This window comes from uncultured Sphingomonas sp., from assembly GCF_964244235.1.
Taxonomy (GTDB): Bacteria; Pseudomonadota; Alphaproteobacteria; order Sphingomonadales; family Sphingomonadaceae; genus Sphingomonas.
In genome coordinates this window covers 1-17,010 of record NZ_CAXTII010000062.1, presented here as the reverse complement: position 1 = coordinate 17,010, position 17,010 = coordinate 1, and the positions used below count along the sequence as shown (strand labels likewise).

The following is a 17,010-nucleotide window of genomic DNA, read 5'->3' as shown; positions in this document are numbered from 1 at the left end:
GTTGAATCAGAACTATCGGCTCAGCGGAATCCCTAAAATGTCACCGCGTCCTAGTCTTATCCTATAATCGTCGAAGTTAATCCGCGACGAAACCACGCGCACGCCGCTCGCCGCCCTGCCGCCATCACGATACCTTCGCGTTGATCAGCATCGGCCGCATATGTTCGCCGACGCCGTATTCGGCATAGTCGATACCGATCCCCGATTGCTTGGCGAACGGCATCGGCAAGGCAGCGGTGAACGCGCCATGCTGATTGACCCATGCGGTCCCGACCTCGAGCCGGGCGGCAAGCGCGATGCCCGCGACGATATCGGCGGTCCAGATCGATCCGCCCAGCCCGTAGGGGCTGTCGTTCGCCATGCGTACCGCGTCTTCGGCGTTGCGGAACGAGATCAGCGGCAGCACCGGGCCGAACTGTTCCTCGTCCACCAGCGCAACGCCGTGGCCTATCCCATCGACCAGCGTCGGCGGGATGAACAGGCCGGGCCGGTCGCCGCGCACGCCCCCGGCGACGATCCGCGCGCCGTTCGCCACGGCATCGTCGAACAGCGCCCAGATGCGATCGAATTGCGGACGGTTCTGGACCGGTCCCATCGTCGTTGCGGAATCGAAATTGGCGCCTAGCACCGCCGCGTGCGCCTTGGCCGCGAGCGCATCGCGAACCGCGCCGTAAATATCCTCGTGCACGTAGAGCCGCTTGACCGCGGCGCAGAAATGGCCGGCATTGCCGAGCGAAATCTCGAAGATCGTACCCGCCACGGCCGCGACATCGGCGTCCGGCAGCACGATCGCCGCGTCGTTGCCGCCCAGTTCCAGCGTCAGGCGCTTCAAGGTCGGCGCGGCCGCGATGGCGATGCGCTTGCCGGTCTCGGTCGATCCGGTGAAGGATATCTTCGCGACATCGGCATGCATCGTCATCGCGGCGCCGACCGACGCGTCGCCGGTGATGACGTTGAACACGCCGGGCGGGAAAGCCTCGCGGCCCAGCCGCCCCATGTACAACGCCGACAGCGGCGTGAACGGCGACGGCCGCAGCACCAGCGTATCGCCGGCGAGCAGTGCGTTGGCGATCTTCGCGACCGCCAGGATCACCGGCCCGTTCCACGGCGCGATCGCCGCGACCACGCCGAGCGACCGGTGCGTCAAGCCCACCGACAGGCCGGGGCGGTCGAAGCGCCGGTCCGACACCGAAGCAGCGGCGATCGTCCGGACGTAATCGACCGCGAACCTGCATTCGGCCCAGGCGCGGCGCAACGGCCGCCCGGATTCGCACGCGACGATCGCGGCAAGCTCGTCGTGATGCGCGGCCAGCAGATCAGCGAACCGGTTGAGCGCCGCCCGCCGTGCTTCCCACGATCGTGCCGACCAGTCCGCAAAGGCCCGGCGCGCCGCCCTGACCGCGAGATCGACATGCGCCACGGTCGCATCGGGATAGTCGGCGATCGGCGTTTCCGAACACGGATCGATCACGATGCCGCGCGGAGCGCCCGCCACATCCGCGCCATCGATCGTCATGGTGAGGGTGAGGCCGGCGAGCCACGATGCCGGGTCCTTCGATACCCGGTGATAGACGTCGTCGATCGTGCCGTTCGTCATGAGTCGTCTGCTCCGTCCAAATCGCGAAAGTCCGGGCCTTCAGGGAATGGCGGCGGCATCGGCCAGGCTGGTGATCATCGACTGGCGCAGCAGATAGGTGCGGCGCTGCGCCGCATCGCCGGCCAGCATCGCCATCCTTTCATGCTGCAGGCGATGCGCCTCCCCTTGCCCGCCGCGCATCAGCGCCATGTTCTGGATCGTCTGCTGCTGCGTGAAATCATGCGTCACGGTGCGCCGCTGTCGATCGTAGCGTTCCAGCGACGTCACCCCGGCGCGTCCGTTCAACACTTCGACCAGCTTCTCGCACAGGTTGAACGCGTCGTGGATTCCGCTGTTCATGCCGAACCCGCCGAGCGGATTGTTGAGATGCGCCGCGTCTCCGACCAGAAACGCGCGCCCGACCTGGAACTGCTTGGCGACGCGCTGATGCACGCGGTAGATCGTGCGGTGGAACGTCTCGACCGCGGCACCGTCGCCGGTCAGCCCGTCGAACACCGTATTCTTCTTGGCATCGGAGCGCAGAGAGACATCATCGTCATCGTTCGCCGGCACCAGCACGCGCCACAGCGTCGGCACGCGCAGCAGCACCAGCCACTCGTCCGGATCGGAGACATAATTGACCGGTGCCAGATCGGGCAGATGCTCCTCGAGCGGCGTATCGGTGGTCAGGCAGAGGAACTTCTCCGGATAGGTGAAGCCGTAGAAATCGACGCCCAGCCATTTGCGCACGATCGACGATGCCCCGTCCGCGCCGATCAGATACTCCGCGCGCACGGTACGGATCGCGGTCGGCGTTTCGAACGACACGGTGACGCCGATATCGTCCTGCTCAAACTGGCACAGACGGTGGTTGAACAGCACTTGCGCGCACGGCAACGCCTCCAGCGCATCGGCCATCATCCGCGCGAGATGATATTGTTCGCACTGCACCCGAAACGGGAACGGCGTCGCATCGGCGATTTCGGTCGTGTCGAATTCGAGGATCTCGCCGCTGCGCCGATCGCGCCAATGATAAATCGGCGCCTTCAGCCCCAGTGCGATCAGGCGATCGGTGAACCCCAGCGTATCGAGCATTTCCAGGGTCGGCGCGTGGAAGGTCGAGGCGCGCATGTCCTGTGCGCAATCCGGCCCCGCTTCGGCCAGGATCACGTCGACGCCGCGCTGCGCGAGATAGGTCGCCGCGACGCACCCGACCGGGCCGGCACCGGCGATCACCACCTGCACGCGGTCCGCACCGTTCTTCCCGCCAGCACCGATCATTGCATCCCCCGAATTTCGATGCTTCGGCGCTAGGCAAGCAGGGGGCGTCGCGCGAGGATGGGCTGGGATTTATCCGCTGGTCGATAAGAACGCCGGTCCGCTGCTCAGAATTCCGCCATCAAGCGGCCGAACCCTTCCTTGCGATCGGTGATGCCGTTGATCCGCAAGGCGTTCCAATAGGTCGCGGTATTGATCGCGATCACCGGCTTGCCGAGAAACAGCTCCGCCGCCGCGGCGAAGCGCACCATCGACAGATTGGTGCCGACCTGCACGATCGCGTCCACATCGTCCCCATCCAGCGCGCGGACGGCGTCGCGCAACCGGCCGACGGGCACTTCGGCGATCGCCGTCCAGCTCGGGCAGCGCAGCGGAATGTCGCGCACCACCGTCACGCCGTGATCCGCCATAAAGGTCGCCACTTCGCGATTGGCCACCGGGTAATAAGGCGACAACAGGCCGATCCGCCTGATACCGCCATAGGCCGCGAACGCCGCGATCAACGATTGTGCGCCGGTACACACCCCCACGCCTGCCACATCCTCGACGGCCTTCGCCCATTTCGCCGATCCTGCCGCGCCGCCGTAGAAGGTCACGGCGGACATCCCCATCACCAGGAAATCGGGCCGCGCGGTCATCACGCCGCGCACCGCCGCGTGCGTCGCCTGGTCAATCTTCAGCGTCCCGGCCATGAAGCTTTCGTCCGACAGAGCGGCGGCATCTTCGACGACGATGCGGCTGTAGTGGTTGGTGACGCCGGAAACGCGCAGATCGTCGAAATCGGGCTGGACGATCGTGTTGGTCGATGGCCCGAGCACGCCGAACCTGCGCCGCCAGCCCAATACGTCAGTCATGGTTCGTCTCCCGTCGCATCAGCGCGATGGCCTCCGCCTCGGCCACCACCTCCGCCATCTTGGCCGCCATATCGAACAGGTTCTGGTCGTGCGGGCGGATATCGCGGTCGCCGCACGCGTCGCGCACGACGAACGGCGCAAAACCGTGGCACAGCGCATCCAGCGCCGACGCCCGCACGCACCCGGACGTGGAGAAGCCGGTGATCAATACCGTGTCCACCCCCGCTGCGTGCAACGTCGAAGCCAGCGATGTGCCGAAAAAGGCGGAGGGATATTGTTTCGAGAGGACCATTTCGCCGGTCTGCGGCTGCAACGTCGGATGGAAAGCGCCCGCCGACGATCCGCGCACGAAGGCCCGAAGCGCCGGCACCTTGCGGAAGAACATGCCGCCATCCAGACCACCGGGTTCGTACGTCACGTTGGTGAAGATCACCGGCACGCCGCATGCCCGCGCCGCCGCGGCCAGCCGGGCGTTGGACGCCAATGCATCCTCCACCCCGGCATAGAGCGGCGACGCCGGATCGAGATAGGCCATGACGACATCGACGATCAGCAACACCGGGTTCGTCCCGAACGCCAGCGTCCCGCCGAAACCGGCGGCGGCATAATCGCGATCGAGGTCATCCGCCATGCCGATCCCCCCAGGCGATCAGGTCCGCCGCACCGGTGATGCGGTTCATCGTCGCCAGATCGGCCAGCGGCAGGCCTTGCGTGCCGCGCCGGTCGGCGAGATGGCCGAGCCAGCCGGGTGCCGCCGCGACCAGCCCGTGCATCAGCAACAAAGGGTGCAGCGCCACCGCAAAGCCCATCTTTTCCAGCACCGTGCCGTCCTGCGTGGGCGTGACGCCGCCCTCGACCAGATTGTGAATGAGCGGCGCCCGCCCCCGGAAGCGCTCCGCGACTGCCGTCAGTTCGGCCATCGTGCGCGGCCCCTCGACGAAGATCGCATCGGCCCCCGCCGCCAGATAGGCATCGGCGCGATCAAGCGCTGCCTCCAGCCCTTCGCATGCCAGGGCATCGGTGCGCGCGACCACCAGCATGCGGTTGCGCGTGTCGAGCGCGGCGCGCACCCGATCGACCGCTTCGACCAGCGGCACCACCGCTTTGCCGGCCATGTGCCCGCAGCGTTTGGGGAAAGTCTGGTCCTCGATCTGGATCGCGCCGGCGCCGGCACGTTCGAGCGAGCGCACCGTCCGCGCCATGTTCGCCACGCCCCCGAACCCGGTATCGCCATCGACGATCAGCGGGATCGCAACGCGGTCCCGGATCGCGGCCAGCGTCTCGACCAGCTCGCTTGCCGTCACCAGCCCGATGTCCGGCCGCCCGAATCGCCCCATCGCGACGCCGCCGCCCGTGACGAACGCCGCAGGAAAGCCGGCCTGTTCGATCAGCAGCGCGCTCAGCCCGTCCCAGCAGCCGGGAACGCTGGTCAGCGTTTTACCGCGCAGCAAGGCCAACAGTGCCGCGACGGGATCGGCGGCCATCAGCCGAGTTGGCCCGGAATATGGCTTTCGTGATGTTGCAGATACCAGTCGGCGATCTCCTCGCGGGTCGTCCACCATACGTGCGGCAGCGACTTCGCATGCTCGATGAATTCGCGCAGCGCGCGGATGCGGTGGGCGCGACCCGAAACGTGCGGATGGATGCCGACGTTCATGATCCGTCCCGTGGTCGCGCCCTCTTCGTACAGCACGTCGAGTTCCTCGATCAGCGCCTGGGCGAATTGATCGGTGGTGAAGTTCTTGCGGGTGATGAAGGTGAAATCGTTGATCTCGTTGGAATAGGGCACCGATACGATCGGCCCGTGCGGCGTGCGCAGCAGATAAGGCTGATCGTCGTTCATGATGTCGCAGTAGAATGTCGCGCCCTGCTCGGCGAGAATGTCCGCGGTCTGCAACGTGCCGCGTAGCGATGACGACAGCCAGCCCTTCGACTTGCGCCCGGTGAATTTCTCGAACTGGTCGAGCGTGCGCAACACGATCTCGCGTTCCTTGGCCGGATCCTGCGCATAATCGGTCAGCAGCTCGCCCTGCTCCCAATTGTGCGCAAGCAATTCCCAGCCGCGTTCCAGCACCGCATCGGTCATCGCCTTGCGCCGTTCGAACGTCACCGCGTTGGTCGTGCACGACGCTGCGACGCCCAGCGAATCGAACAGCTCGAACAACCGCCAGATGCCGACCCGCTGACCATATTCGCGCCAGGTGTAATTCGGGAAATCGGGCGTCCGGCCGGGCAGGATATCGGGCAGGATCGCAGGCCCCCCGGCATAATAGGCCTTGTCGGTGTCCTTGGTCAGATCCCAGGTTTCCAGGTTGAACGTCAGGATCAGCGCGACCTGCTTGCCATCCGGCCATTTGAGCGGCTGGCGGGCGGGCAAGGGGATGTAATCATAGTCCATGGCGACGCTCCTGTCGGACGAGGATTGCGGACTCGATTGCGCTTAGCGCGGCGGTTCCGGCGGACCATGCCCGGTCGGCGAATGATCGGCTGGCGATCATGCGACCTGCGTCACGACCGGTCGGCCGGCGGCTTTTTGTGCAGGTCGAGCTCGATCGCAGCAGCGGCACGCTTGAGCGGGTCGACGAACTGGCGGACCGCGTCGGGCATTCTGGTCGCTGCGGAAAAGAACGACAGCGTCAGCGCGGCGGCGATCCGGCCGCCATCGAAGATCGGCACGCCGATCGACGAGGTCTTGCCCGGATTCTGCGTGAACTGGTTGTTGCCGCGCGCGGCATAGCCGGCGGCGCGGATCTCGCCGGCCATCCCGTCTTCCTCGAGCAGCTTGATGACGTGCGCCGTGGTCCGGTTCTCGATCAGCTTCAACGTGCGCAGGATATCGCCCAGCTCGTCCTCGCCCATGTGCGACAGGTACACCAGGCCCGAGGCGCATTCGAGCACCGGCATGGCATAGCCCGGGAAATAGTTGCTGAAGGTCAGCGCGGTCAACGCGTGCGTCGAATCGCGGATCACCATCGAATGGCCGACATGCGTCGACAGCGCGATCGGCCAGCCGACCTCGCGCGTCAGCCCGATGATGTGCGGTCGGGCGGTCTGGACGAGGCGATTATGCCCCTGAAAACCGTGCGCCAGCGTTTGCGTCAGCGCGGTCGGGCGATAGCGTTTGCGCGCCGGTTCGCGTTCGATCAGGCCTTCGTGCAGCAAGGTCTGCACGATCCGGCACGCCGTCGGATATGGCACTTCCGACGTGCGCGCGATCTGCATCATCGAGAGCGACGCGCCGCGGTTGACCGCCTGCAACACCGCAATGCCGCGGCTGAGCGATCGGATCGGAACGCCTTTTTCCATCGCGAAGATCGCTCCTCCCTGCGCAAATCACGGTCAGGCTGTCATCCTAACCGACGGTCGGTAAGATTTCCCGGTAAAACTGTCCGCTGTGCGATCAAATACAGGAATTTGCCTCAGCGACGATATTGCCGGCGGATGCGAACCACGTCTCGGGTTGCGCGGCTAGCCACGAGAGCAACGCCTCGAACGCGCCGATCCGGTACGGCAGACCCATGATGTACGGCGTCACGTGCAGCGGCAGCATCCGCCCACCCGAAGCGGCCGCCTCTGCCGCGAGCCAGCCATGCGCATCGCGCATCTGCTGCGCATAACTGTCGGCCGATTGCTGCTGCACCGTGATGATCTGGCGATCGGACAGTTCGTGGTTGAGCGGAAGATTGACGATCCCCCCCGCCGACGTCGTCATGCGGAACGGCAGATCGTCGTTCACCCAGTCGAGCATATATTTCACGCCCGCCTCGACCAGCAGGCGCGGCGTCGCCCAGCTTTGCGATCGGGCGATCGAGTGCCAGCCGACCGGACGCGTGCCGGACACCCGCTCCAGCGTGTCGAGCGACGCCGTGATCAACGCGCGCTCGTCCTCCTCCGCCAGGCCGGTCGCGATCGTGCCGTTCATGTCGGTCGAGTGCGCGACGATCTCGTGCCCCGCCGCGACGATATCGTGCACGATCGTCGGATAGCGGGTCGCGATCGCCGCATTGACCGCGACCGATACCGTCGCGCCGGCCTTCGCAAAGGCATCGAGCAAGCGGTAGAAGCCGACCCGCGTGCCATAGTCACGCGCGGTGTAGTGCCGAAAATCGGGATAGGCGGTCTGCATATGTCCGGGCGCGCGGAACGGCGTGTCGGCTGCGAGAATCGGGAACCATTCCAGGCTGACGACGATCGCCACCGCGACGCTCTTGCCGCCCGGCCAGGCGATCGGCGCCCGCGCGAACAGGTTCGACCAGGGGTAGAGATCATGGTCCATGCCGCGGCTCCGGCGCGGATAGGCGAGGCAGGCGGGGTCGAGCGTCATCGGGCACCGACGGCAAAGCGCAGGGCGTCGTCCGCCACCGCATCGTAATGCTGCGCCAGGAAATGATCGGCAATGTCGCCTGATCGGGTGATCCAGGCGCGACCGTCGGCAGCGATATGCCGCAGCACTTCCTCGAACGGGCCGATCCGGTGCGGCTGGCCGATCAGATAGCTGTGCAGCGGGATGCACATGACCGTGCCGCCGCACCCATCCGGATCCGCGCCCTCCGCCGCCAGCCGATCGAACTGGCGGATCAGCGTATCGGCATAATCCCGCGGGCTCATATTATAGACGAAGAAGCCGTAATGGTCGTTGACTTCCAGGCTGTACGGCATCGACACCAGCCGCCCATTGGCGACGTGCACCGGGCCGGGCTGGTCGTCGTGATACAGATCGCAGGTATAGCTCAGGCCGTATTCGGCGATCAGGTCCAGCGTGCGCGGCGTGTGCGTCAAGGCAGGCGCGAGCCAGCCCTTGATCGTCTGGCCGGTTGCGGCGCGGACGGTGCGGATCGCGTCCTCGATCACCGCGCGCTCCTGTGCCTCGTCCATGCCGTAGCTGTAGCGCGTGTTGTAGATGCCGTGGCTGAAGAATTCCCAACCTCGCGCATTCGCATCCTCGACCACCTCCGGCAGGTGATCGCACAAGGCCACCGACAGGCTGACCGATCCCGGAAAGCCGTGCCTGGACATCACATCGGCCATGCGCCAATGCCCGACACGGTTGGCGTAGTCGCGGTGGCTGTACCCGACGACGTCGGGATGCGGCTTCGTCCAGCTCTTGCGGTGCGGATTGGCCGGCGGATCGATCTCGTAATATTCCAGGTTGGGAGATACCCAGACGGCGACACTCTTGCCGTCCGGCCATGCGATCTTCGCACGGTCGCGATAGGGCCGGAAATCGTACAGACCGGGATCGCCCTGCCCTTCATGCATCGCGCGCCTCCAGCCAGTCGATCACCACCTGGACCGGCTCGACATCGGCATATTTCAGCTGAAGATCAGTGAGGTTGGCGAAGTGAAAGCTCTCATGCTTGTCGGCGCAGGTCTCGATCGGCACGATCGTGCGATATCCCCGGCTTAGCGCATCCACCGCGGTGGCGCGGACGCAGCCCGAGGTCGAACCGCCGGTAACGACGACGGTGTCCACCTTGTGCCAGACCAGCAGGCTCTGCAGCGGCGTTTCGAAGAAGGCCGAGGGCATGCGCTTGTCGTAGATCACGTCGACCGACGGGTCGATCGCGCAGCGCTCGTCGAAATCGTGCCGCCGGCTGCCATATTTGATGTTCTGGAGCGAATCCGGCGTGTTGGTACGCGTGCCCCAGATCCCGGCATCGGCGGCATTGCCGAGATACGCGACATGGGTCCAGATCACCGGCATACCGCGTTCGCGGGCCAGACGCGAAACGGTGTTCACATGTTCGATTTGCCGGGGATCGGTTTCATAGGCGGTCTTGAACTCGTCGATGCGGGTATAGGCGTTCTGGAAATCGACGTTGACGATGGCGAGCTTGCTGCCGAAGCCGAACTTGTTGCGCGCCGGATTGGCCATCACCTCTTCGAATATCTGCTTCGCGGTGCGGCCGTCGGACACCATCTTCGTACCCACGATCGTCATCCTGTCCCTCTCAATACGCGAAGCCCAGTGGCAGGCCCGCATCGGGCAGGAAGCCGTACAGTGGCTCGCCCGCCAACGCGTCGGAGAGGATTGTCCGCACAGCGATCAGTTTTTCCAGGTCGATCCCCGTTTGGTAGCCCATCGCCGCCAGCATGAAGGCGAGATCCTCGGTGACGATATTGCCGGACGCGCCCGGCGCGAACGGACAGCCGCCGAGCCCGCCAAGCGACGAATCGAGCGTGGTCAGCCCGGCATCGAGTGCTGCGAGTGCGTTGGCGAGACCGAGCCCGCGGGTGTTGTGCAGGTGGATGCCGGTCAGTGCCCCGTCCCCGACCACGCGGCGGACCAGCGCGATCATCCGCCGCACCGCCGCCGGATCGGCATAGCCCGTCGTATCGGCCAGCCCGACCTCGTCGCAGCCGGCCTGCATCAGATCATCGGCGAGCCGGGCGACCTGCGCATCGGCGATGGCGCCCTCCAACGTGCAGCCGAACACGGTCGACAGGCTGCCCTCGAAATGCGGGCGTCGCGCCACCGGCAGCGCGGCGATCAGGGCGGCGATCGCGCGCGCCTCGTCCAGTACCTGGGCGTGCGTCTTGCGCAGATTGGCCAGGCTGTGCGTTTCGGACACCGACAGCGGCAGCGTCAGCTTGTCCACCCCGGCCGCGATCGCCGCCGCGGCACCGCGCGCATTGGGCACCAGCACGGCGACGATCAGCCCGGGAATCGTCTTCGCGAAGGCGACGACCTCGGCCGTATCGGCGAGCTGCGGCAGCAACTTTGCCGGCACGAAGCTGCCGACTTCGATCTCGCGCACGCCGGCGGCCGCTTCGGCCGCGATCCACGCCTTCTTGGCGGCGAGCGGCATCACCGTCGCGATGTTCTGCAACCCGTCGCGCGGACCGACTTCGCTGATCAGGATAGCGGTCATGACAATTCCGGTCTGGCTTTATTGTCCTATATCTATATCATTTGGTTGGCGTCTGTCGAGGGCGCCTGCAGACGGGATTCTGGATGGACGCAGATCACTTGCCGCTCACCGGGATCAGGGTGATCGAATTTACCCACATGGTGATGGGGCCGTCGGTCGGGGTGATCCTGGCCGATCTCGGCGCGGACGTGATCCGTGTCGAACCCCCCGGCGGCGACCGGACGCGGCGGCTGCTGGGGTCGGGTGCAGGTTATTTCCCGATGTTCAACCGCAACAAGCGCAGCATCTGTCTCGACCTGAAGAGCGAGGCCGGGCTGGCAGCGGCGCGCGCCTTGTGCGTCGGCGCGGATATCATGGTGGAGAATTTCCGGCCGGGCACGCTCGACCGGCTCGGCCTGGGGTATGCCGCGCTCAAGGGCGCCAATCCGCGGCTGATCCATTGCGCGGCCAAGGGCTTCCTTAAGGGTCCGTATGAAAACCGCACCGCGCTGGACGAAGTGACGCAGATGATGGGCGGCCTCGCCTACATGACCGGCCCACCCGGTCGCCCCTTGCGCGCCGGCGCCTCGGTGATCGACATTACCGGCGGCATGTTCGGGGTGATCGGCGTGCTCGCCGCGCTCGAGCGCCGGCATCGCACGGGGATCGGCGGCGAGGTCAAATGCGCGCTGTACGAAACGACCGCGTTTCTGGTCGGGCAGCACATGGCGCAGATGGCGGTGACCGGCCACGCCGCCCAACCGATGCCGGTGCGGATCTCCGCCTGGGCGATCTACGACGTGTTCGAAACGGCCCGCGAAGGCGAGCAACTGTTCGTGGGCGTGGTCAGCGACGCGCAGTGGCAGACGTTCTGCAGCGCGTTCGGCCTGGCGGCGCTATTGGGTGATCCCGCTTACGCCACCAACAACCAGCGCGTGCGGGCGCGCGACGCGATCCTGCCGCAGGTCCGCGCATTGTTCGCCGCCATGACGCGCGAAGATCTGGTCGCGCGGCTGGAAAGCCTCGGCTTGCCGTTCGCGCCGATCGCGCGACCGGACGATCTGTTCGACGATCCGCATCTGACGCAATCGGGCGGGTTGATGGACGTGACGATTCCGGATGGGGGCGCCACCACGCGCCTGCCCGGCCTGCCGATCGAATTCGACGGACGCCGCGCGCCGCTGCGCCGTGACATTCCCGAAGCGGGGGCGGACGGCGCGGCGATCCTGCGCGAGATCGGGATGGACGACGTAACGATCGCCGCAACGCTCAGCCCGCAGCCGGACGGACGCCGTGAAGATCGACGCTGAGCCGATAGCGATCGCCGCGATACTGCGCCACCGTCAGCAGCAGCGGGGTGCCGTCCGCCGCCGCCACGACGCGCTCGATCCGGATCACCGCCGCGCGCGGTTCGGTGCCGAGCAGTCTGGCCAGTGCGGGATCGGCGGATACCGCGGCGATCGTCTGTTGTCCGCCGCCGATCCGGTGGCCGGCCGCGCGCAACAGTTCGAGCAGCGGCGTGACGGTCAGATCGTCGCGCGACAGGCCGGCACCGACCGCCTCGGGCACATGGCTTACGATCGCGCCGAGCGGTTCCCCGTCGAGAAAGCGCACGCGCAGCGCCCGCACGACCGCCGCGCCGGCCGGAATCGCCAGCCGCTCGGCGATCTCCGCAACGGCGGACACCGTATCGAGCGCGATCAGCCGCACCTGGGTATCGCGTCCGAAGGCGATCAGCGATTCCACCGCCTGATCGATATCGGCCTCGATCGGCGCGGCCGGCGCACGGAAGATCACGCGGGTGCCGACCCTGCGGCGACGCTCGACCAGGCCGTGCGACGCCAGTTCGGCCAGCGCGCGCCGTGCCGTGATCCGCGAGACGCCGAACCGGCCCGCCAGGTCGTGCTCGGTGGGCATGGCCGATCCGAAACCGCGACGGCCGGACAGGATTTCGTCGCGCAGGCCAAGGAATATCTGGTGGTACAGCGGGATCGCGTCGTCGCGTTGCAGGCCGACACTGGTCATGCCGGTCGGTGTGCCCCGTCCATGCCTCTCCGCCAAGCGGATCATTTGCGATGAGCCCGTCGCCGTCGGCGGCAGGGTCCGCCATCCCGTCCTTGGAGGAGGAGCGGATGGGCCGCACGATGTTCGCCAAATTGTGGGACCAGCATCTCGTCACCGATCTCGGCGCGGGCACCGGGCTGGTGCTGATCGACCGCATCTTGCTGCACGAACGGACCGGCGGCGTCGCGCTGCAAAGCCTCGCCGCGGCGAATCGCACGGTCGCCCATCCGGCGCAGGCGTTCGCGACGATGGACCATGTCGTCGACACCCGGCCCGGCCGCACCGACGATTGCCTCGTGCCGTCGGGCCGGGATTTCATCACCGCGACGCGCAGCGCGGTGCGCGCGGCGGGTATCACCTTGTTCGATCTGGGCGATCCCGGCCAGGGCATCGTCCATGTGATCTCGCCGGAACAGGGCATCGTGCTGCCGGGGCTGACCCTGGTCTGTCCTGACAGCCACACCTGTTCGCAGGGCGCAATCGGGGCACTCGCTTGGGGCATCGGATCGACCGAGGCGGAACATGCGCTGGCCACCGGCACGCTGCGGGTGACGCGGCCAAAGACGATGCGGATCACGATCCACGGAACGCTCGCCACCGGCGTGACCGCCAAGGATCTGGCGTTGCACATCATCGCGCGGCACGGCGCGGGCGGCGGCAAGGGTCATATCGTCGAATATGCCGGGGCCTGCGTCCGCGCGCTGGACGTCGAGGCGCGGCTGACTGTGTGTAACATGGCGGCCGAATTTGGCGCATTCTCCGCCATCATCGCGCCGGACGATCGGGTCTACGATTATCTGCGCGGCCGCCCCTACGCGCCAAAGGGGCTGGCATGGGACGCGGCGGTGGCGCACTGGCGCACGCTGCCCAGCGATGCCGACGCGGTGTTCGACACAGAAATCGAGATTCAGGCCGGCGATGTCTTGCCGATGGTCAGCTGGGGCACCAGCCCAGGGCAGGCGATCGCGATCGACGCCGCCGTGCCGGTATCACCGGTCGCCAACGACGCGATCGAAACGCACGATCGCGCGCTGGCCTATACCGGGCTCACCGCGGGGCAGACGCTGGCGGGCAGTGCGATCGATGCCGCGTTCATCGGTTCATGCACCAACGGGCGCCTGTCGGATCTGCGCCGCGCCGCCGCGATCCTCGACGGGCGGCACGTGGCGGACGGCGTGCGCGCGATCTGCGTGCCGGGATCGAGCGCGGTCAAGGCCGCGGCGGAAGCGGAAGGGCTCGACCGGATCTTCCTGGCAGCGGGCTTCGAATGGCGCGAGGCGGGATGTTCGATGTGCTTCTTCGCCGGCGGCGAGAGTTTCGGCCCGCAACAGCGCGTCATCACCTCCACCAATCGCAACTTCGAAAGCCGCCAGGGGCCGGGGACGCGATCGCACCTCGCCTCGCCCGAAACCGTCGCGGCGTCCGCGATCGCGGGCCGGATCGCCGATCCTCGTGGGCTGGCGGCGAGGCAATGACTCCGTTCACCACGCTGACCGCGATCGCCGCACCGCTGCTGCGCGACAATATCGACACCGATGCGATCATCCCGTCGCGCGAGATGAAGACGGTGGGGAAGACCGGGCTGGCCGAGGGGCTGTTCGCCGGATGGCGCTACACCGAGATCGGTGGCCGCATGCCGAACCCCGATTTCGTTCTCAACGACGCCCGGTACGCCGATGCCCGCATCCTGCTCGGCGGCGCCAATTTCGGATGTGGATCGAGCCGCGAGCATGCCGCCTGGGCGCTGGCCGAATACGGCTTCCGTGCGATCCTGGCACCGTCGTTCAACCCGATCTTCCGGGGCAATTGCGTACGCAACGGCATCGTGCCCATCCCGCTCGATCCCGCGCTGTTCGATACTGGCGGGCCGTTGACGATCGACCTGCCCGCGCAGACCGTGACGGATGCCGCGGACCGGGTCCACGGCTTCGCGATCGACGCGGAGGCCAAGGCGATGCTGGTCGGCGGGCTCGACGCGATCGACGTGACCCTGCGCCGCGCGGACGAGATCGCCACCTTCCGCCTGAACGATCGTACGCAACGCCCCTGGGCCTATCTCTAGAGGATATCGAATGAGCGACGTCCTGCGTTTTCCCGTGGTCATCGTCGGTGCCGGCGGCACCGGCCTCAGCGCCGCCCTGGCGGTCGCCGATGCCGGGATCGACGTGCTGGTGATCGAGCGCGACCCGACGCCGCTCGGCTCCACCGCCATGTCGACCGGGCTGATTCCGGCGGCGGGCACGCCGGAACAGGCGGCAGCCGGCATCGCCGACGATCCCGCGCGCTTCGTCGCCGATATCATGGCCAAGACCAAGGGCCGGACCGACGCGGTGATCGCCCGCTGTCTGGCAGACGAATCCGCCGAGACGATCGCCTGGCTGCGCGATCGACACGGCGTACCGCTCGCGCTCGCCGATGGCTGGCTGTATCCGGGGCATAGCGCGATGCGAATGTACGGCACGCCCAACCGATCGGGTGGCGAACTGATGGCGGGATTGCAGGCCGCGGCGGAACAGGCCGGCGTGCCGATCCTGACCGAGGCGACGGTGATCGACCTGATCGCGGAACGCGACCGCGTCACCGAGCTGGTCGTCGAACGCCCGGACGGCACCCGCGAACAGATCGGGTGCGACGCGCTGATCCTGGCATCGTCCGGGTTCGGCGGCGCGGCGGACCAGGTGGCGCGCTGGATCCCCGAGATGGCGGCGGCGGTATATCACGGCCATCCCGGCAACAAGGGCGATGCGGTGCGCTGGGGCGGCGCGCTGGGTGCCGCCATCGCCGACATGAGCGGCTATCAAGGGCATGGCGGGCTCGCCGCCGGCCACGGCATCCCGATCCTTTGGCCGCTGATCATGGAGGGCGGCTTCCAGGTGAACAGCCGCGGGATGCGTTTCTCCAACGAGGCGACCGGCTATTCCGAGCAGGCGGCGAGAGTGAATGCCCAACCCGGCCATGTCGCCTGGTCGGTCTTCGACGACCGGCTACACAGCTTGATGCTCGGCTTCGACGATTACAAGGATGCGATGAGCGCCGGGGCGGTGATCCGCGGTGATGATATCGCCCAGCTGGCGACGCTGACGAAGTTGCCGGTCGACGCCCTGTCGGCCAGCATCGGCGACGTTGCGGCGATGGTCGCCGGCGAACGGCCCGATCCGTTCGGTCGCGACTTCACCGGCAAGCCGCCGCTCGTCGCGCCCTTTTACGCCGCCAAGGTCACCGGCGCCTTGTTCCATACCCAGGGCGGGCTGGTCGTCGATCGCGATGCGCGCGTGCTGAAGACGGACGGCACACCGATGCCCAACCTGTTCGCCGGCGGGGGCGCGGCGCGCGGCATTTCCGGCGATGGCGCGGACGGCTATCTAGCGGGCAACGGCCTGCTCACCGCAACGACGCTCGGCAAGCTGGCCGGGCGCGCGGCGGCGGAACAGGTGAGATCTCAGGCCGGTTGCGCCAGCTTCGACTCCGACAGATCGTAGAATTTCAGCAGCACGCAACTGGCCAGCAGCAGCACCATCGGCACGACCGAGGCGAGCAGAAAGATCGCCGTGATCGCCGATTCCGGCTGCGTGACGTTGGCCAGCCCCTTGCCTTGCACATATCCCGCCGCGCCCAGCACGATCCCGGTCGCCGCCGCGCCGAGCGCGAAGGCGAGCTTCTCGATCACCGTATACAAGGCGGCGAGCACCCCCTCGCGGCGCAGGCCGGTACGGCGATAATCCCATTCCATCGTATCGGGCAGCAGCGACTGGCCAAGCAACAACACCCCGCCGGCCGTCGCACCGAGCAGCGCCGCGCGCACGAACAGGATCGCCAGCGGCTCGCCCGGCACCACGAAATACCAGCTGAGATACATGACACCGTATACGGCCGTGACGACGATATAGGCGTTGCGCTTGCCGAAATGCCGGCCGGCGCGCAGCCAGAAACGCTGCGCGATCATCATCGCAGCGTAGAAGACGAGGAAATACAGGCCGAGCATCGTATCACTGAGGCCCAGCACGCGCTTGAACAGAAACGGCGTCGATGCCTGCGTCACCGCCAGCGCCATCAATTGCAGCAGCTTGATCGCCAGCAGCAGCATGAACGGCCGGTTCCCGGCGATCAGGGCAAGCTTTCGCGCAAAGCCGATCCGCGCCTGATCGATCTTTTCCTGGAACGGCGCGCTGCCGGTCAGGCGGAAACAGGCATAGGCGGAAACCAGGACGACCAGCGCGAGGAAGATCGACAAGCTGGTATAACCGGCCTGCCCGCCGCCGGCGCGCGCGATCAGCACCGGGCCGACGAACGTCGCGATCAGGCTGGCGACCGCGGTCGCATAGACGCGGAACGAGATCAGGTGCGAGCGTTCGTGATAATCGGTCGTCATCTCGGCCGGCATCGCCAT

The 17,010-nt window shown here is 66.8% G+C and carries 17 protein-coding genes; 4 read left to right on the top strand and 13 right to left on the bottom strand.

All coding sequences use genetic code 11. From position 1 onward, the window contains the following. Positions 1-124 precede the first annotated feature (124 nt). The 11 genes from ACFE7D_RS10785 to ACFE7D_RS10735 all read right to left on the bottom strand — a co-directional run bounded on the left by ACFE7D_RS10785 (position 125) and on the right by ACFE7D_RS10735 (position 10,580). Positions 125-1,597, bottom strand: a complete 1,473-nt coding sequence (locus tag ACFE7D_RS10785; RefSeq protein WP_375395419.1) for an aldehyde dehydrogenase family protein — start codon at positions 1,595-1,597, stop codon at positions 125-127. A 39-nt stretch (positions 1,598-1,636) separates the two neighbouring features. Further along, entirely contained in the window at positions 1,637-2,857 is a 1,221-nt protein-coding gene (locus ACFE7D_RS10780) for an FAD-dependent oxidoreductase (protein WP_375395418.1), read from the bottom strand. Between the two features lie 104 nt (positions 2,858-2,961). Continuing rightward, positions 2,962-3,708 (bottom strand): arylmalonate decarboxylase, encoded by a 747-nt coding sequence (locus tag ACFE7D_RS10775; RefSeq protein ID WP_375395417.1) that lies wholly within the window; start codon positions 3,706-3,708, stop codon positions 2,962-2,964. Beyond that, positions 3,701-4,339 (bottom strand): isochorismatase family protein, encoded by a 639-nt coding sequence (locus ACFE7D_RS10770; protein WP_375395416.1) that lies wholly within the window; start codon positions 4,337-4,339, stop codon positions 3,701-3,703. Before ACFE7D_RS10770 ends, ACFE7D_RS10775 begins: the two co-directional genes overlap by 8 nt. After that, positions 4,329-5,192: an oxaloacetate decarboxylase gene (locus tag ACFE7D_RS10765; RefSeq protein WP_375395415.1), complete on the bottom strand. Its 864-nt coding sequence runs from the start codon at positions 5,190-5,192 to the stop codon at positions 4,329-4,331. The genes ACFE7D_RS10770 and ACFE7D_RS10765 overlap by 11 nt, the downstream gene beginning before the upstream one ends. Continuing rightward, positions 5,192-6,106: a polysaccharide deacetylase gene (locus ACFE7D_RS10760; RefSeq protein WP_375395414.1), complete on the bottom strand. Its 915-nt coding sequence runs from the start codon at positions 6,104-6,106 to the stop codon at positions 5,192-5,194. The genes ACFE7D_RS10765 and ACFE7D_RS10760 overlap by 1 nt, the downstream gene beginning before the upstream one ends. Before the next feature lie 110 nt (positions 6,107-6,216). Continuing rightward, positions 6,217-7,014: a helix-turn-helix domain-containing protein gene (locus ACFE7D_RS10755; protein WP_375395413.1), complete on the bottom strand. Its 798-nt coding sequence runs from the start codon at positions 7,012-7,014 to the stop codon at positions 6,217-6,219. Between the two features lie 94 nt (positions 7,015-7,108). Further along, a complete protein-coding gene (locus ACFE7D_RS10750) occupies positions 7,109-8,032 on the bottom strand; it encodes a polysaccharide deacetylase family protein (RefSeq protein ID WP_375395412.1) in 924 nt (307 codons plus the stop codon). Next, on the bottom strand, positions 8,029-8,967 hold the full coding sequence (locus ACFE7D_RS10745; RefSeq protein WP_375395411.1) for a polysaccharide deacetylase family protein: 939 nt from the start codon (positions 8,965-8,967) through the stop codon (positions 8,029-8,031). The genes ACFE7D_RS10750 and ACFE7D_RS10745 overlap by 4 nt, the downstream gene beginning before the upstream one ends. Next, positions 8,960-9,649: an isochorismatase family protein gene (locus ACFE7D_RS10740; protein WP_375395410.1), complete on the bottom strand. Its 690-nt coding sequence runs from the start codon at positions 9,647-9,649 to the stop codon at positions 8,960-8,962. The genes ACFE7D_RS10745 and ACFE7D_RS10740 overlap by 8 nt, the downstream gene beginning before the upstream one ends. Positions 9,650-9,659: 10 nt before the next feature. Continuing rightward, complete coding sequence (locus ACFE7D_RS10735) at positions 9,660-10,580, bottom strand: hydroxymethylglutaryl-CoA lyase (protein WP_375395409.1); 921 nt, start codon at positions 10,578-10,580, stop codon at positions 9,660-9,662. 83 nt (positions 10,581-10,663) lie between these two features. Between ACFE7D_RS10735 and ACFE7D_RS10730 the strand changes: the two genes are divergently transcribed. After that, on the top strand, positions 10,664-11,869 hold the full coding sequence (locus ACFE7D_RS10730) for a CaiB/BaiF CoA transferase family protein (protein ID WP_375395408.1): 1,206 nt from the start codon (positions 10,664-10,666) through the stop codon (positions 11,867-11,869). Here ACFE7D_RS10730 and ACFE7D_RS10725 read toward each other — a convergent pair. Further along, positions 11,829-12,584, bottom strand: coding sequence for a GntR family transcriptional regulator (locus ACFE7D_RS10725; RefSeq protein ID WP_375395407.1), 756 nt, complete (start codon positions 12,582-12,584; stop codon positions 11,829-11,831). The genes ACFE7D_RS10730 and ACFE7D_RS10725 overlap by 41 nt on opposite strands. A gap of 107 nt (positions 12,585-12,691) precedes the next feature. On the opposite strand from ACFE7D_RS10725, the gene ACFE7D_RS10720 reads away from it, so the two are divergent. The 3 genes from ACFE7D_RS10720 to ACFE7D_RS10710 are packed head-to-tail and all read left to right on the top strand — an operon-like array spanning position 12,692 to position 16,102. Continuing rightward, positions 12,692-14,098, top strand: coding sequence for a 3-isopropylmalate dehydratase large subunit (locus ACFE7D_RS10720; RefSeq protein ID WP_375395420.1), 1,407 nt, complete (start codon positions 12,692-12,694; stop codon positions 14,096-14,098). Further along, positions 14,095-14,685: a 3-isopropylmalate dehydratase small subunit gene (gene leuD, locus ACFE7D_RS10715; RefSeq protein ID WP_375395406.1), complete on the top strand. Its 591-nt coding sequence runs from the start codon at positions 14,095-14,097 to the stop codon at positions 14,683-14,685. Before ACFE7D_RS10720 ends, leuD begins: the two co-directional genes overlap by 4 nt. A 10-nt stretch (positions 14,686-14,695) precedes the next feature. After that, the gene (locus tag ACFE7D_RS10710) at positions 14,696-16,102 is read left to right on the top strand and encodes an FAD-dependent oxidoreductase (RefSeq protein WP_375395405.1); all 1,407 of its coding nucleotides are present in this window, start codon (positions 14,696-14,698) and stop codon (positions 16,100-16,102) included. Here ACFE7D_RS10710 and ACFE7D_RS10705 read toward each other — a convergent pair. Next, the coding region (locus ACFE7D_RS10705; protein WP_375395404.1) for an MFS transporter at positions 16,063-17,010 on the bottom strand (948 nt) is incomplete at its 5' end. The two genes, ACFE7D_RS10710 and ACFE7D_RS10705, sit on opposite strands and share 40 nt — an antisense overlap.

Excerpts from the sequence above, each read along its gene's own strand:
- ACFE7D_RS10785 (WP_375395419.1), bottom strand. The coding sequence starts at position 1,597 with ATGACGAACGGCACGATCGACGACGTCTATCACCGGGTATCGAAGGAC.
- ACFE7D_RS10780 (WP_375395418.1), bottom strand. The coding sequence starts at position 2,857 with ATGATCGGTGCTGGCGGGAAGAACGGTGCGGACCGCGTGCAGGTGGTG.
- ACFE7D_RS10775 (WP_375395417.1), bottom strand. The coding sequence starts at position 3,708 with ATGACTGACGTATTGGGCTGGCGGCGCAGGTTCGGCGTGCTCGGGCCA.
- ACFE7D_RS10770 (WP_375395416.1), bottom strand. The coding sequence starts at position 4,339 with ATGGCGGATGACCTCGATCGCGATTATGCCGCCGCCGGTTTCGGCGGG.
- ACFE7D_RS10765 (WP_375395415.1), bottom strand. The coding sequence starts at position 5,192 with ATGGCCGCCGATCCCGTCGCGGCACTGTTGGCCTTGCTGCGCGGTAAA.
- ACFE7D_RS10760 (WP_375395414.1), bottom strand. The coding sequence starts at position 6,106 with ATGGACTATGATTACATCCCCTTGCCCGCCCGCCAGCCGCTCAAATGG.
- ACFE7D_RS10755 (WP_375395413.1), bottom strand. The coding sequence starts at position 7,014 with ATGGAAAAAGGCGTTCCGATCCGATCGCTCAGCCGCGGCATTGCGGTG.
- ACFE7D_RS10750 (WP_375395412.1), bottom strand. The coding sequence starts at position 8,032 with ATGACGCTCGACCCCGCCTGCCTCGCCTATCCGCGCCGGAGCCGCGGC.
- ACFE7D_RS10745 (WP_375395411.1), bottom strand. The coding sequence starts at position 8,967 with ATGCATGAAGGGCAGGGCGATCCCGGTCTGTACGATTTCCGGCCCTAT.
- ACFE7D_RS10740 (WP_375395410.1), bottom strand. The coding sequence starts at position 9,649 with ATGACGATCGTGGGTACGAAGATGGTGTCCGACGGCCGCACCGCGAAG.
- ACFE7D_RS10735 (WP_375395409.1), bottom strand. The coding sequence starts at position 10,580 with ATGACCGCTATCCTGATCAGCGAAGTCGGTCCGCGCGACGGGTTGCAG.
- ACFE7D_RS10730 (WP_375395408.1), top strand. The coding sequence starts at position 10,664 with ATGGACGCAGATCACTTGCCGCTCACCGGGATCAGGGTGATCGAATTT.
- ACFE7D_RS10725 (WP_375395407.1), bottom strand. The coding sequence starts at position 12,584 with ATGACCAGTGTCGGCCTGCAACGCGACGACGCGATCCCGCTGTACCAC.
- ACFE7D_RS10720 (WP_375395420.1), top strand. The coding sequence starts at position 12,692 with ATGGGCCGCACGATGTTCGCCAAATTGTGGGACCAGCATCTCGTCACC.
- leuD (WP_375395406.1), top strand. The coding sequence starts at position 14,095 with ATGACTCCGTTCACCACGCTGACCGCGATCGCCGCACCGCTGCTGCGC.
- ACFE7D_RS10710 (WP_375395405.1), top strand. The coding sequence starts at position 14,696 with ATGAGCGACGTCCTGCGTTTTCCCGTGGTCATCGTCGGTGCCGGCGGC.